The organism is Enterococcus sp. DIV0574, from assembly GCF_051711125.1.
GTDB classification, from domain to species: domain Bacteria; phylum Bacillota; class Bacilli; order Lactobacillales; family Enterococcaceae; genus Enterococcus_D; species Enterococcus_D gallinarum.
The window spans coordinates 914,641-929,867 of the sequence record NZ_JBIOMA010000001.1; the positions used below are offsets into that span (position 1 = coordinate 914,641).

Annotated in this window: 16 protein-coding genes; 13 read left to right on the forward strand and 3 right to left on the reverse strand. The window is 35.0% G+C overall.

The features are described from left to right. The first annotated feature begins 243 nt into the window (after positions 1-243). The 5 genes from IGJ45_RS04480 (at position 244) to IGJ45_RS04500 (ending at position 4,306) form a co-directional block, all read left to right on the forward strand. Positions 244-1,563 (forward strand): FtsK/SpoIIIE domain-containing protein, encoded by a 1,320-nt coding sequence (locus tag IGJ45_RS04480; protein ID WP_049219544.1) that lies wholly within the window; start codon positions 244-246, stop codon positions 1,561-1,563. Further along, positions 1,556-1,720, forward strand: a complete 165-nt coding sequence (locus IGJ45_RS04485) for a hypothetical protein (RefSeq protein WP_161799676.1) — start codon at positions 1,556-1,558, stop codon at positions 1,718-1,720. The genes IGJ45_RS04480 and IGJ45_RS04485 overlap by 8 nt, the downstream gene beginning before the upstream one ends. Positions 1,721-2,258: 538 nt before the next feature. Then, on the forward strand, positions 2,259-3,434 hold the full coding sequence (locus IGJ45_RS04490; RefSeq protein ID WP_049219546.1) for a replication initiation factor domain-containing protein: 1,176 nt from the start codon (positions 2,259-2,261) through the stop codon (positions 3,432-3,434). A 504-nt stretch (positions 3,435-3,938) separates the two neighbouring features. Beyond that, positions 3,939-4,136, forward strand: a complete 198-nt coding sequence (locus IGJ45_RS04495; protein WP_049219549.1) for a hypothetical protein — start codon at positions 3,939-3,941, stop codon at positions 4,134-4,136. A gap of 41 nt (positions 4,137-4,177) precedes the next feature. After that, positions 4,178-4,306 carry a helix-turn-helix domain-containing protein gene (locus tag IGJ45_RS04500; RefSeq protein ID WP_154731832.1) on the forward strand — a complete coding sequence of 43 codons (129 nt, stop codon included), beginning with the start codon at positions 4,178-4,180 and terminating at the stop codon, positions 4,304-4,306. Here IGJ45_RS04500 and IGJ45_RS04505 read toward each other — a convergent pair. The 3 genes from IGJ45_RS04505 to IGJ45_RS04515 form a co-directional block, all read right to left on the reverse strand. Beyond that, positions 4,281-5,036: a hypothetical protein gene (locus IGJ45_RS04505; RefSeq protein WP_181236409.1), complete on the reverse strand. Its 756-nt coding sequence runs from the start codon at positions 5,034-5,036 to the stop codon at positions 4,281-4,283. The genes IGJ45_RS04500 and IGJ45_RS04505 overlap by 26 nt on opposite strands. A 54-nt stretch (positions 5,037-5,090) precedes the next feature. After that, complete coding sequence (locus IGJ45_RS04510) at positions 5,091-5,384, reverse strand: hypothetical protein (protein WP_143343776.1); 294 nt, start codon at positions 5,382-5,384, stop codon at positions 5,091-5,093. A gap of 199 nt (positions 5,385-5,583) precedes the next feature. Next, positions 5,584-5,925, reverse strand: coding sequence for a hypothetical protein (locus IGJ45_RS04515; RefSeq protein ID WP_049219552.1), 342 nt, complete (start codon positions 5,923-5,925; stop codon positions 5,584-5,586). 500 nt (positions 5,926-6,425) lie between these two features. Between IGJ45_RS04515 and IGJ45_RS04520 the strand changes: the two genes are divergently transcribed. From IGJ45_RS04520 to IGJ45_RS04555, 8 genes are all read left to right on the forward strand, one after another. Further along, a complete protein-coding gene (locus IGJ45_RS04520; RefSeq protein ID WP_162846303.1) occupies positions 6,426-6,575 on the forward strand; it encodes a hypothetical protein in 150 nt (49 codons plus the stop codon). A 274-nt stretch (positions 6,576-6,849) separates the two neighbouring features. Next, on the forward strand, positions 6,850-7,650 hold the full coding sequence (locus tag IGJ45_RS04525; RefSeq protein ID WP_049219554.1) for a TrmB family transcriptional regulator: 801 nt from the start codon (positions 6,850-6,852) through the stop codon (positions 7,648-7,650). Between the two features lie 15 nt (positions 7,651-7,665). After that, positions 7,666-8,544 (forward strand): sulfite exporter TauE/SafE family protein, encoded by an 879-nt coding sequence (locus IGJ45_RS04530; RefSeq protein WP_049219556.1) that lies wholly within the window; start codon positions 7,666-7,668, stop codon positions 8,542-8,544. A gap of 12 nt (positions 8,545-8,556) precedes the next feature. After that, positions 8,557-9,537, forward strand: a complete 981-nt coding sequence (locus IGJ45_RS04535; RefSeq protein WP_049219558.1) for an ornithine cyclodeaminase family protein — start codon at positions 8,557-8,559, stop codon at positions 9,535-9,537. A 521-nt stretch (positions 9,538-10,058) separates the two neighbouring features. Next, positions 10,059-10,277 (forward strand): hypothetical protein, encoded by a 219-nt coding sequence (locus IGJ45_RS04540; protein ID WP_049219559.1) that lies wholly within the window; start codon positions 10,059-10,061, stop codon positions 10,275-10,277. Position 10,278: 1 nt separating this feature from the next. Further along, complete coding sequence (locus IGJ45_RS04545; RefSeq protein ID WP_102993998.1) at positions 10,279-10,686, forward strand: TcpE family conjugal transfer membrane protein; 408 nt, start codon at positions 10,279-10,281, stop codon at positions 10,684-10,686. Next, on the forward strand, positions 10,661-13,198 hold the full coding sequence (locus tag IGJ45_RS04550) for an ATP-binding protein (protein WP_049219561.1): 2,538 nt from the start codon (positions 10,661-10,663) through the stop codon (positions 13,196-13,198). The genes IGJ45_RS04545 and IGJ45_RS04550 overlap by 26 nt, the downstream gene beginning before the upstream one ends. After that, the gene (locus IGJ45_RS04555) at positions 13,199-15,220 is read left to right on the forward strand and encodes a CD3337/EF1877 family mobilome membrane protein (protein WP_438768655.1); all 2,022 of its coding nucleotides are present in this window, start codon (positions 13,199-13,201) and stop codon (positions 15,218-15,220) included. It begins immediately after the preceding gene. Positions 15,221-15,227 lie beyond the last annotated feature (7 nt).

Here is a 15,227-nt window from a genome sequence, read left to right on the forward strand (position 1 = left end):
TTAAAGCTAGAAGAAGTAGCTGATGTGGAGAAAATTGAATTGGCTGGCTATATTATTGGGATAAATTTTTGAATTTTTAAGAATTTAGATAGTGGTTAGATACGATTGATTCTTTGTGTATTTTGTATTATTTAAGTATTGTGTGGTATTTACATTAAGTTAATATTGATGTTGTTAGTGTTAATGAAGGTTTTCTTTTATCCAATACATTAGTCACTCTATGATGCGAGGAGATGAGAATAAGTGTTTCAATATAAAGGTATTCGTATTCGAAATCGACATAAATATGCTTCAGAACGATTTATTTTTTATCTTATGTTGCCGGTTCTGTTGCTAATGAGTGGATTTTTTTCTCTCTTTTATACAACGATCACATGGGAATGGTGCTGTATTTATTGGATAATCGCATTTGGTTTAGCTGGTCTATTTGCGTATATGTGTTTGTATTTTTACTTTTATAATGTTTATCAGCGATTGGTTCATAAAGGAAAATTAGCAAAGATGATACATAGTCGTCGATTGATTCTTGAAAGAGTATTGAAAAATGGACGGCGGAAAGTGGTGTATTATCCAAAAATTTTTTATCACTATAAAAATGGCTTAATTCATGTTCGATTGCCATTAGATTTAGGTCCCTTTCAAGATCGGTTTAATGAGATGGCTGGGCAACTAGAAGAAGCCTTTTTTTGTGATTTAGTAGAAGAGCAACGAGAGAAAAACTATATTTGTTATACCTTTTTATACGATGTGGAAAAAAATCGTATTGGGATTCGAGATATAACCGTAAAAGATGGCATAATCACCTTAATGAAGAATGTTCAATGGGCATTTAATAAAGCACCACATGCCATAATTATAGGAAGTACTGGCGGTGGGAAAACGTATTTTATAATGTCTTTGATCTATGCATTATTACCGTATGGTACGTTTGATATTTGTGATCCAAAACGTGCAGATTTGGCTAGTTTAGAAAAAATACCAATTTTTAAAGATCAAGTTTTTTATGGTGGTGGTATTTTATCTTGTTTAATAAATCTAGCTAAAGAAACTGCTAATCGATACGATTTTTTAAGAGAACAGCCCGAGTATGAATTAGGGTACGATTATACTTATTATCATCTAACTCCTCATTTTTTGGTGATTGATGAATGGGCAGCATATTATGCATCGTTAGATACTAAAGAAAAAAAGAAGGCAATGGGATGTTTGAACCAAATTGCTTTAATGGGTCGTCAATGTGGCGTGTTTTTAATTTTAGGTACCCAACGTCCAGATACAAAGTATTTGGACGGCGCGATACGAGATAATTTTGGTTTACGTGTAACACTGGGAAGAGTATCCAAAGCTGGGTATAAGATGATCTTTGAACATACAGTAAAATCATTATTTAATAAGCCGATTAAAGGTCGTGGTTATATTGATTCGGGAACCGATCAAGTACGAGAATTTTATGCGCCATTTATCGATATAACAAGATTTAACTTTTTTGCGGAATTTAAACAACTATCTGATCAATTAATGGCTGAAAAAATCAAGGAGACGAAAGAGGGAAAAAATGTATGAAGAAATCCCAGCTACATGTGGAACTCGATTAGGAATAAAAGATTTAATGATTGACTCTTTTTTGGCAATTGTTTTCAGTGAGAAGAGATTAAGCTTCTTTATCAATAAAAAAGTAGAGAATCGTTGGAGATTAGAACGTATGTATCCAACGAGTTAACCGATTGGTTACAGTTGCCTTATGACAATTATCGAAGGCGAATATGACGGGTTTTTACTTCAAATAAAAGTGCTCGATCCTATAGTGACCAAATTGTCGAAAAAGCAGCGGAACAGCCTGTTTTTTATGGACGATTCAAAGGACTTTCCTGTTCTTATGTTAAAAGTAAAGACCGGTCTCGACTGTACCTACAAGTAGAGGATATTAACTTGTCCTTTGCGTTGTCAGAAAATTAAATTTGTCCTCATTAGAATACGGAAGATGCTGTGCGTGTGCTCCACAAGCAAACAAGCCTCAGGGCGGAAGGACGCGGAAGCGTCCTAGCGTTAGCGAAAGCCCTGAGGTGCAGGGTGCGTTGTGGGGCGTGCGCGTAGCGCACGCCTAAAACCCCCATATTCTAACAGGGGGGTAGAATTTATATTCGGTGGCAAAGATGGGTGATTGAAACATTGATATAACACTATTTTGCTTCAAAAATTTTGTGATATTTTTCTTCGCTTTGTAACATAAAATATCACAAAAGAAAGGAAAGATATATTTGGATGGGACACAATTAAAGCAAATGCGGTTAAGTCGGAATTTGACGCAGAAATTAGTGGCAGATACATTAGGATGGCCACAATCTTTTTTATCAATGATAGAAAATGACCAACGAAGTTGCTCGAAAGAACAAGAAGAAGCACTTTGTGAATTTTATGCGAATTTTTCAAGTTTTACGAGTTTAGAAATTAAATTTGATTATGTCCGTGTACGAGTTCCGACAAATGATACGAAAACAGTTGTGGAAGAAATTTTGGGAATGGATTTTAACTCTTTTTTTTATGCAGAAACCCGCTTATATGGTTATATTGAAATGTATCAAAAAGGCATGATCCGTGTATTAAATTCTAAAAAAGGTGACGATAAAGGAGTGTTGATCGAATTATCTGGTCAAGGCTGTCGGAATTATGAAAGTGTACTGGATGAACGAAATGATAGTTGGTATCAATTCTTTACACGATGTGTCTCTTTCAATGGTGTGCCTCGAAGAATTGATATTGCGGTAGATGATTTTGAAGAACTATTTTCTTTACATGAATTTGCACAAAAACTAAATCGTGGCGAATTTGATTCAAAATTTCGAACCTGGCGGTTTCAAGAAGAAAAACAGTTGTTAGATAATCTAAGTAGTGGCTTATCTGTTTATTTAGGTAGTTCACAAAGTTTGATGTATTTTTGTTTTTATCAGAAGAATTATGAAATTGCAAAAAAGCAGAAACTTCCGTTGGAAGAGGTCGAGGTAAAAAATCGTTATGAAATTCGCTTACGTGATGCAAAAGCGGTCAGTTTTATTGAACAATACTTAAATAAAGTAGATTTTTCAGATTTAACGATGGGGATTTTAGCCAATCAGTTAATAATGTTTGAGGGAGAGAAAAACGCAAATGTGTGGAAACCATGGGGAAAATTGATTCAGAACGTTGGAAAAGTCAATTTGACAATAACACCAGAAAAGCCAAATTATAATCGGAAATTGATGTATTTAAAGACACAACCTGCTCGTACAATGAAGATTGTAAAAACTGTGGATGAAATTTTAGGATTGAATCGATTTGGAGAAATTTTAGAAGAAACAGAATTACGGGAACAAGATGAAAAAATTGTAGAAGATGAGGTGCGTGCTGTATATGAATATATACAAGAAAATCCAGACGCGATTCATTATTTGCTATAAAGCTTGCGATAAGATGGGTGAAACATGATTAAAACAGAAGACCAATGATGGGGAGAGTATATGATTGCTTGTTAACAATTAATAAAAGAAACGATCCTATGTGTTGTAAATGATCTACAGTTATTTAAAGAATATTTAGATTATCAACAATCAATCAAAATGTTACATGTAGAAATAGGGGAAGTATTAAGCTACCGTATTAGTGATTCGTTAAAATATTCGTTGACAAAGATTTATTTATATGCAACACAAGTATGTGGATATACGAAAAAGCAGTAAAAACAATGATGAAATATGACGATTTGCCAAGCAAGACATCCTAGATTTACAACAAGTATTGGAAGAAAAACTGTATCTATATATGAAAAATAGAGGGGAAAAGAAATGATTCGATTTTTATTTTCTGTAGGTTGGCATTTTTTGAAATTACTGTTTCTTTTAGTTTGTATTGTCTGTAGTATTATTTGGTTATTAACACTTTAAAGAAAGGAATATGTTGGAAAAATGGGACAGTATTTTCTTACCGGTGTTTGGTATGTATTGAAATTAGTGATTATTTTAGGTATTGCCTATATTTGTTTTAGAATTTTATTATCGGGAGAAGGAATGCCAACGCCAAAAGATTTTATCATAAGCGTGTTGAATTTTGTGGCGGATCAAATACAAGTGATAATTCATTGGGCGCAGCAACGTTTTGGATAAAAAAATATATTTAAAAAATTTAATGTTTAGAAGTGGGCTATGTGATAGAAAATTTCGAGTATAAGTTATCTAGATTGCCAAAGAAAAAGGGAGCTACACAAAAAGAGCTGGCTAATAAATTAGGTGTCAATGTACAAAGCGTTTCTAATGTTGAGGAAGATAAGAGCTAACTACATTTAGTAATTTAGAAAAAACAGTTTCTTTCTTTGATGCTTCATCGATTGAATTATTTGGTACGAATAGGGATCGAATAATTGCAGATGTTCCATTAATATTAGAAGATATGGATAATTTGTTTGAAAAAATTCGAATGATCTTTATGACTGAAAAAGTAATCAAACAATTAAAAAAAAGTTTCTGTTTTTGATAGCCTTTATTTCGTTGATGGAATCCATTTATTAGCTGTTTCAACAATCGTTGTTGTAAAAAAGAATTGTTTTGGATGCGTAATTCTGGATAGCCTTCAATGGCTTGATTTTGCTTTTCAAATGCTTGTTTTGCATGATATGCTTCACGATCTAAAATAAATAGATAATCTGTTTGAAATGCTTCAAATGTACAGATTTTTTGAGTTTTTAACAAATGAAGATAGGTATTGACAAAGTGTTCTACACACATAAAGTTTTTTGTGTGTGAGGCAAAAAGATATTCTTTAGCTAAAAAGTTAGTAGTAAGTGTATCAGATAAATAAAAGTAATCTGGTGCGCGATCATACATTTCGACAAAATAGTCATAAAGTAAAGCAATTTTTTGTTTCTCTGCTAGAAGATACTCTATTTCTTTGGAATAAAACTCATCAATTTGATGAGTGTGTTTAATAACTTGAACAAATAATTTCATATAGTGTTGAATGAATTCTGTTCGTTCGATTGGTTCACCAAAGGGTTGAAGTATGGCCATCATTCTTTCTCCTTTCACTCAAGGGAAAAATCCCTTGAGAATGAATACATGTATTTAGTAAAAAAATATTTTGACTGCTTCGATGGTTTTTTTTCCAGTTTGTTTTGCGATAAGTTTAGGTAAAATCTGTTGTAACCATTGTTGGTCAGATACGTGATCGAAGAAGTAGCCGATTGTTGTTAAAATGAGTGTATCTGTTGTATGTTCAACTAAACGTACAGATTGAAAAGGACTTAACCCAGCAACATAGTTCAAAATATTTTCATCTGTTTGTTCAAAAGATCCTAAATAGTTATTGGTATTCCGATCGTAAGAATCAACGATAGGAATAGCATTTGTTCTTAGCATTGCAATCTCTCCTTGATTAGAAATACTCAGTTATCATTTTTTATTGATAGATTTAGAAGCAAGAACTCTTAATTTATGCGTTGTTGGTAAATTGTCAGACCGTTCTTCACCTAAGATTTCATATAGAGTTATTGGTTTCATTGTTCTTGCTCCTTTTATTTTTGTTATTTTTAACATTGACTAAGAGGGAAATTCCCTCTTAGTAATAACTGCTTTCATAAACCGGTTGATTATCATAGCGGTAAAATGTATCCCAACTGCGATTACCGTATAATTCATTGGGATATAAGGCTGGATTAATTCGTTTTCTAACAATGCTGTCTTTGGTTCGTGCAAGCGGATAATCGATAAATTCATTTGGTATTGGCATAGTTTCTCCACTCATAGAAGTATAGGTTTTTACAGTTTGCTTTTTGATGGGTCGAAACCATGCTGTTTTTTCGGTTAATTTAATAATTTGCCAAAAATTAACGTTGGTTTGTTCATAGCCCCAACTACTATAAAAAATGTCTCCTACTTTGTATGGTGTATTTGCTTTCATGATCTATTCCTCCAATAATGTTTGATTTGCCTTATTTGATACTTAGCCGAATCAACCAACCATTTTCGGCAGCAAGTTGTCTCCGAGGTGGGCGACCTTTTGGGAGATTTCAATTTCTTTTTGTTTCTATTCACCTCACTTTTTGTTTTTGGTTGGTCATTTTCGTATAGCTAAGCGTTCGTCGGCGTGCTTTGGGTTCACAACGTGTGGTAAGAGAAAACAAGGGAATGCTGTAGGAAAAAGTTTTTTATGAAATGATCAAAAAAGTTTTTCCGCCCCTTGTTTTGTCTTACCATCCGTTGTAAAAGCACCGTCGCCGATGATCGCTTAGATTGGGTATATGAAAGTGACCAACAAAAAAAGTATGGGAATAAAAAGAAATCGCATTGAAATTTCTCAAAAGGTCAAGATGGTTTTAATAAAAACTTTCTTTTAATACATTTGTTATTTTGATAATGTGGTGATATAAAATAGATCAAATAGTTAAATGAGGTGTTTATATGAAGAAAAAAGTTATTCCTTATTGTCCAAAACCTAAAAATGCTTTTGAAAGAGGTTTGTTTAAATATTTTGAAGGCAAAAAAGGACAAGACCATAAAGAGGAGAATCAAAAAAAGAAGTCTAAGAAAAAAAGTGAGGAGTTTTTTTAGAAAGAATAAAACTGGAACGTAAAGATTTACAAGTAATCAGTAACCCGTACCTTTTATTTTTAAAGAGGTCGTTTTTCTGTAAATCGTTGTAAAGAATGACTAAGTTGTATTATTTTTTCACAAAGATTTATATTATAATGTTTCTTTTTAATAAAAAGCTTGTTTTTAAGCTAATTATTATATGTGTTTTATTGAACTAACTCTTGACAGATCATCAAAAAGAATTTATAGTTGTTACCGTAGTAGCTACTAAAAATAAAGTGAGGATTAATCAATGGAAACGATTATTCAAATCATGAAAAAATATGATTTTTCAGAGATGGAAACAAGAGTGTATACCACACTATTAGAAAAAGGTAATCTTACAGGATATGAAGTAAGTAAAATCTCAGGTGTGCCACGCTCGAAAGTATATAACATTTTGGAAAAACTATTAAAAAAGAATTTGATTGTCGTTAATAAATCAGAACCTAAACTTTATCATGCCATCTCGGCAAATGAGTTTTTAGAGAAATTAGAAAAAAGTGTTAAAAATGATCTTTCTTTTCTTACCAAGAATCTAGGGATGATCAAAGAAAAAGATGAAGAAGAAATGCTGTGGAAAGTTGATGGCATCGAGTATGTTCTGGATAAAGTAGAGCATTTGGTGAAAAACGCAAAAGAAAGTTTGCTCATTCAAGTTTGGCATGAGAACCTCACGGATTCACTGCTAAAGACATTGCAGCAAGCTGAAAAAAGAGTTGATAAGTTTGTACTAATTTTATTCAGTTCTACCCATGAATATGATCTTCCCTTAGAAAAATATTATATTCATGGCTTTGAAACAGACAAACTTGCTGACTTTGGAGCAAGATGGATAAACATCGTCGCCGATGAGCAAGAAGTCGTGTTTGGCACCATTAACGAAGAACTGCAATCAACCGATGTCACTTGGACAAAAAACCACGCCATGGTCAATCTAGCAAAAGAATATGTCAAACATGATGCATATACACTAAAAGTGATTGCAGAATCTTCTGAAGAACTTAAAGCAAAATATGGTGAGGACTTTGAGGGAATCAGAAAGATTTACTAGTAGGAGGAAATTTTTATGATTCGGAATATTTTGCTGACACTAATTGTCGCAATCAATCTATATTTTATTATTTACTTTCTAAGAGACCTTTTCAAAAACAAACAAAATTTCAAAGAAGAACCTGGGGATATGCGTCTGTTGCCCTTCACGTCATTTATCATCTTCTTTCTTTCAACATTTGGCGTTTCCGACTTTGCTATCGGAACCGTTCTTTATCCAAAGTTGAAATGGGTCAGCATGAAAAAACTACCCGGAACGTTGAATACCCAATGTGTCGTACCGGTAGCCGTCATGGCATTGTCTTATATCACTGCCATCAACGTAGGGATCAAGACACTAGCTGTTTGTATTATCTGTCAAATTATCGGTGCATATTTAGGACCAAGATTTGTCGTGAAGTTACCAGAGAAAACGATCAAAGTGTTTGTCGGCATAGGATTGGTCATTGCTGCATTATTGATTTTTGCAGGACAAATGAACTGGATTCCATCAAACGGAACAGCCAGTGAATTGTATGGCGGAAAATTAATCTTGGCAGGATTTTTACTCTTTGTCTATGGCGCATTGAACAATATCGGCATTGGTTCTTATGCGTTAACGATGGTAACTGTCTACTTGCTAGGCTTGAATCCAGTGGCAGCCTTTCCTATCATGATGGGTGCTTGTACATTCTCAGTACCGATCGGTAGTGTTCAATTCATTAAATTTAATGAATACAGCAGAAAAATCACACTTTTCACTTCAACCTTCGGTGTATTGGGGGTATTGGTCGCTGTATTCCTAGTCAAATCTTTAGATACCTATGTCTTGAAATGGATCGTAATTTTGGTCTTACTATACAGTGCATATACAATGTTGGGCAGTCAATTAAAAAAAGTTTCAGCAGCTAATTAAGGAGCGATTCAAATGTTATTTCTTAAAAAAGAAGATATTATCAAAAGTTTCTCAATGAGAGAAGCCATCGATGCAGACAAAAAAGCATTGTCATTGTATTCAGCAGGAAAGGCAAGTGTGCCTCTTCGCACCAATATCGATGTGCCAAAAAGCAACGGACAAAGCTTATATATGCCAGCTTATGTAGAAGGTGGCGAAGGTGCGTTAGGTGTCAAAATCGTTTCCGTGTATCCTGAAAACATCAAGAAAAACTTACCAAGTGTACCAGCAACGATGATCGTCCTTGATCCAGAAACGGGTATGGTATCCGCTTGTTTGGATGGTACCTATTTGACACAATTAAGAACCGGCGCTGTTCAAGGTGCAGCAACAGAACTTCTTGCAAGAGAAGATGCTAAAATCGGCGCACTGATCGGAACCGGCGGACAAGCACAGTCGCAATTAGAAGCGATGTTGACCGTTCGTAAATTAGAAGAAGTTCGGATTTTTGATATTGATTTTGACCGTGCCAGCCGATTTGCTGAAGAAATGATGCAACAGTTTTCTGTAACGATGCGCCCAACAAAAACCAGTCAAGAATGCGTTGAAGGAGCAGATATCATTACAAGTGTGACCACTTCCAAACGTGCGACATTCTCTGCTGAGTGGGTCAAAAAAGGTGCGCACATCAACGGAGTCGGTGCTTACACACCGGAAATGTGTGAAATTCCACGAGAAATAATCAAAGCCGCAGATGTTGTTATTTTTGATACCATGGACGGTGTTCTAAAAGAAGCTGGGGACTTCATTTCACCGCTGCAAGATGGGTATATTCAAAGAGACAGTTATCATGGGGAACTAGGCCAACTGATCAATGAAGAATTGATCGGTCGGACAAGTGGAGAACAAATCACAATCTTCAAAACAGTTGGTTCGGCTGTATTAGATGTGGTAGTTGCGACAGAAATCGTTAATAAAGCTAAAGAAAATAATTTGGGAAAATTGATTTATTAAATAAAAAGACCGGAAGTAAACCTTTAATTAGTACATTTATAAAAAGAGAACAAAAAAGACTGTAATCAAAATGCGATTACAGCCTTTTTTTGTTTTATTTGGGAGGAGATAGATCGTGTTTATGACTGTATCAGATCATTTAAAGGTACTTGGTTTTATCCCTTTATCTAGTAGAGGGAAGTATCAATTGTATTTGTTAGATTTACCACCCTAGCTTTTCACTGGTGATTGAAGGAACATACGATAAAAAAAGTGGTAAGTATTTTTATGATTTCTATTCTATGAAACTTGATCCTAAAACAAAGAAAAGTACGCAGCACCGGATTTATTGTACGCATGTTCCTGTAAAAGTAATGTATCGTCGTGTGAGAAATTATTTATACTTCTTACGTAAAAAACAGCAATCAAGGAACGGAAAAAATGCATAATGAGGAATATCAAGTGAAATTTTTATCAGTTTTGCTCTGTGGTATTGTGTATCGTCATTAGTTCAATGAGTATTAACAGGGAGGAAAAAGCAAATGAATTTTTTTCAAAATGTGTTTACTGATTTTGTTGGGGATTTTAAGTATTTGATTATGTTGGCGATGCTTGGTGGTGCGGCATATATTGCCTTTGAACGGAAAGTAAGCAAAGCCATTCCATTGATTCTTGTGCTAGCAGTAGCTGTTTGGTTAGTTGGAGATACGTCTGGCGTATTCAATTGGATTTTGGATCGTATGCGGTCATGGGGGCGATAAAATGAACAAAATACGCAATTGGACAAAGATTTGGTATATAGAGCGAGTGTTTTATAAATTGTGGGATGGGGTCGCGTTACCTCGTCCCGTAACACAAACATTTGCGATATGGTTTGGGATTGGCTTTTTTGGGGGGATTTTTCGAATTTTTCCATTTGTTATGGAACATACGATTACTCGACAATTTTTTTGTCCGTGGTTATTTGCTTTTTTAATGACACGAAAACAATTTCAAGGAAGGAAGCCTTATAATTATTTGGCTTCTTTTCTTTTATTTCAGTGTCGTTCAAAAGAATCCTTTCATGGCCAATGGGTAAAGCCAATAGAAAAAAAAGAAATCAAACGAGGAATTCGTTGTGTAGTACGTTATGGAGGTGAAAAGGATGCGACTACCAAAACTAGTGCCTAAGATTCCTTTTTATTATTTAGAAGACAATTTAGTTTTTGGAGAAGAAGATCGTGTGTACGCTTATTATGAATTCCCAATGTATTCATATAGCTTCGTGGGAGAAGATCAGGCGTATCAACTCCAACAAGCAATCATGCGTCTGATTCGTCAAAGTCATTCTTCGCATGTTCGGTTCTTTTTTTGTACAAACGAAGAAAAAATTGAAAAAACGATTAAAGCCTCAAAAGAATTGGTGCGTTCTGAAGGGGAATTAAAAACGATTGCCTACCAACATTTAGAAGGTGTTCAGCACATTTTAGAAGAGCTACATGGAAAATATATTCAAAATGTTTGTTGGTATGTTGGGATTGAGCTGGTATTAGAAGAAAGTGCTCCCAAAGAAGCTCATTGGATGAAAGAATTTCGTATTGCGACAAAAGATTTTTTTCACCGATCCAATGCCCGTTTGTTTGGAGACTTTGAAACCATCCCAAATGAAAAAATTCAACGATATAAGCGATTGGAGAATTTATTGTATAACCGGATTAGTAAATACTTTCGGTTACGAAAAACAACACCAGAAGACATGGTGTTTTTAGTGGAACATTTAGAAGGAAAAAAAGAACAATCCTTAGATGAAGTGATGTATCGACCCAATAGCTTTAAAGAAGAAACGAATACGTATACGTATCACTATGATGTATTGAATTTGGCCAGTGCAGGAATCACAGAAAAGAAAAATTATCTAATTTTAGAACAAGGGACAGAAAAAGAATATATCACGTATTTATCTCTTTCACGTATGACCCGTGATTTGGTATTTCCATTTCAATCAGAGATTTATTATTTTTTACAATCGGAATTGGATTTTCCAATCGATTCTTGGTTAGATGTGAATCTTTTAGACAATCGTTTGGCCTTGGCGAAAGTACGTGGCAAAAAGAGTGATTTATCTGATATTTATGAAAGTGGTATGTCGGTTGGAAAAGATGTAGGAAACAATGTACGCGAAGCGTACCAATCAGCCAATGAGTTGGAACAAAAATTAGAAGATACGCGAGAAGATTTGTATGTATTATCACTAAACGTTCGCGTGTCAGGGAAGACCTATGATGAAATGTTAAAACGTGTGAGTGATGTTCGCAATTTTTTTGATGTCTATTCTATGTATTTAGAAGTACCGTGCAATGTACAGCTGTTTTTACATTTTGGAAGTTATCCAGCAGGAAGGCGAGTGATTGAGGATTATCGTCAATATGTAGGCGCAGAATTTATTGCTAGTCTTGGCATTGGTGCGACACAACAACTAGGAGATGGCTGTGGTATTCCGATTGGATTTAATGCAGAAACAGGAATCCCAGTGTTTATTCAACCATGGTTAGCGGCACAAGGAATAAAAGGAACGGTTACCAATACTCTTGCCAAAGCATTAATTGGTTCGCTAGGTGGTGGGAAATCCTTAACTGAAAATCTCTTGTTATTTTGGTCGGTGTTGTTTGGCGCCTTGGCTTTTTGTATCGATCCAAAATCGGAACGTTCAAATTGGTCCGAAGATTTGCCATATTTTGCCCCCTACTTAAAAACAGTTAATATTACCAGTGAGAAAGAAAATATTGGTTTACTTGATCCATTTCAATTGATGAGAAGAAAAAAAGATCAAGAAAGTTTAGCCTTGGATGTGCTCACCTATATCACGGGTGTAAGTATTCGGGACGAAGACCGGTTTCCTTTGTTACAACGGGCAGTAAAAACTGTTTCTGATTTTGAGGGAACAAAAGGATTACTTCTAGTGATTCAGGAATTATATGCACAAGAAGCAGCGATCGCACAACGCCTGGCAAAGCATATTGAAAGCTTCAAAGAACTATCTATTGCAGGCCTATTATTTGGAGATGGCACGAATCAACAAGGGTTAAATTTGGATGCCAAATGTAATCTCGCACTGGTTCAGGATTTAACGTTACCAGATAGTGAAACTGCACCAGAGGACTATAACTCTTCTGAAATTTTAAGTATAGCAATTATGATGAGTTTAGCTACATATGCGCTAGATTTTATTAAACAAAATCGAGATATTTATAAAGCGGTTGGCTTAGATGAAAGTTGGGCGTGGTTGAATGTTGCGCAAGGAAAAATTTTAGGAAATAAATTGGTTCGTGAAGGAAGATCTCGCAATGCAGGGATTGATTTTTCAACACAAAACACAGATGATTTAGGCGATGAAAAGATGAGAAGTAAAATTGGGTTGAAATTCATTTTTCGTTCGAATGATCGCGAAGAAATTACCAAAGCATTAAACTTTTGTGGAATCTCTGTCACAGAAGAAAATATCCAGCGTGTAAAAAATCTAGAAAATGGAGAATGTCTGTTTTGTGACATCCATGGTAATATTGGCATTTTGTATGTGTATTATTGGTTTGAAGATTTATTCCATGCATTTGATACACGACCGCCAATGGAAAAAAACTACGAAGAGGAAGAATATAAAGACGAGATATTAGAAAAACTGGTTGAAGAAATTGAGGTGAATTAGATGAAACAGTGGTATTCAAAGGTTTCATTTTCAATTACTCGCCGAAAACTGGTTTTCATAAGTCTAGTCATAATGATGGGTGTTTTTTTCTTTCACCCAATATTCGTAGAAGCAGCTGGTTGGATAAAAGAAACCCTAGGCGGCAAAAATGCCGTATATGATTTTGAAACATATCCTTTAGATAATTATAATTTAGATTTTTTTGTGGATACGTCGTGGAATTGGTTGCCGTGGAAATGGGGTGAAGGAATTTCTAATACAGTTATTTATGGGATATTTGCCGTTACCAATATTTTATGGATGTTAAATGTCTATCTGTGTTACTTTTTAGGGTTTCTTGTCCAAGAAGCCTTTGAATTAGATTTTCTTTCAGAGTTGATTGGTTCGTTAAGTCATTCAATTCAGAATATTGCTGGAATGAACCGTGCAGGGACATTGAGTCATGGATTAGTCCCTTTCTTTGGTGGATTGTTAATTGCTTTAGCAGGTTGTTCAGTAGTTTATCAAGGGATAGTGAAACAACACCCTACGCAAGCGATTCAACAAGCAGTGACATTTTTATTTACGTTTATCTGTTGCGGCATTTTCTTTATGAATACGCACACATATTTAGAGAAAGCCAATGAGGTACAAAAAGAAATCAATAGTGAAATGTTAACCATTGCCAAAGATCTGTTACCTGAACAAAAAGGAAAACCAGATGCAATTAAAGCCATTCGTGAAAATCTATTTGCCATTCAAATCAAGCAACCCTGGTTAGTATTGCAATTTGGGGATAGCGATATAAAAACAGTTGGTGAAGAACGTGTAATCAATTTATTAAAAGAATCTCCTTATGATGAAGGAGAGCAGCGAAATAAGCTTGTTGAAGAAGAAGTAACCAAACAAAAAAATGGCAATCTTTCGGTACAAAAAGTGTATTTGCGTTTTGGTATGGTATTTTTAACGCTCATCGTCAACATTGTCATTAGTATGAGTGTTTTGGTACTAGTCGTTATCTTAATTGCGTCGCAAGTATTATTCTTGTTATTTATAGGATTCTTACCTGTAGCGATGATTTTCTCGTTATTTCCAAATTCAGGATCGTTATTAGGTAATGCCTTACAGAAAGTCTTTCAATTATTGTTTACAAAAATGGGCATTTTACTCATTTTAACCATTACTTTTTCTATTAGTCATGAGTTAAACCACTTATCCAAGGACAAAGGAATGATTTGGACCAGTTTCTTACAGGTGACGTTATGGTTATCTGTCTCGACACGTGTCAATGAATTATTAGGTTGGATGAAAATTGGTGGCGTACAAACACGAGCTGGGGATCGAACTGGACGTTTCTTACGTGGCATGATCTTAGGTACAATGGGTCAAAAAATGATACGAGGAATTGGTGAAAATTTTGTTGGGGGTACTGCCGGAGGTGTAGCTGGCCAAATGATTTCCAAATCTATGAGTGGTCAACGAAGTATAGCTTCTACACCTCTTATAGAGCGAGTAGGAAAAAAAGTTTCAGCTATGACAGAATTACCGGCAACTATTGAAAGTAGGGCAGAACAATGGAAGCGGACAATTCAGTATGTCCCAACCAATGCCCAATACAAAGCACAAAAAATGAAATACGATTATTTCTCTGGGCGAATGAATGAGTCGGAACGACAAACACGAGTGCGTAACCTTGCGAATGAGCGACAGAAGAATTTTTATGAAGCACGAAAAGATGCATTGCAATTAGAGCAACAAGAGAGAAAACAACGAGCGATGCGTTCAATGGCGCATCAAACAGGAAAAACACAAGTGACTTCTGGTAAATTACAAACACGGAAAAGTGCAATGATTGGTCGAACAGAACAATTTCCTACGATAGAAAAAAGAAGTAACATTTCAAATGTAGCTAAAAATAAGAAATTGTCGAAGCAGGAACATCCGATTCATGAACGAAGTACGAATCGAAAGATTGAAACTCCGGTTCGTTGGACTTCGACTTCTCGTCAAAACGCGAGAAAAGGTAGAACTAAAAAAGAATGAGGAGGAG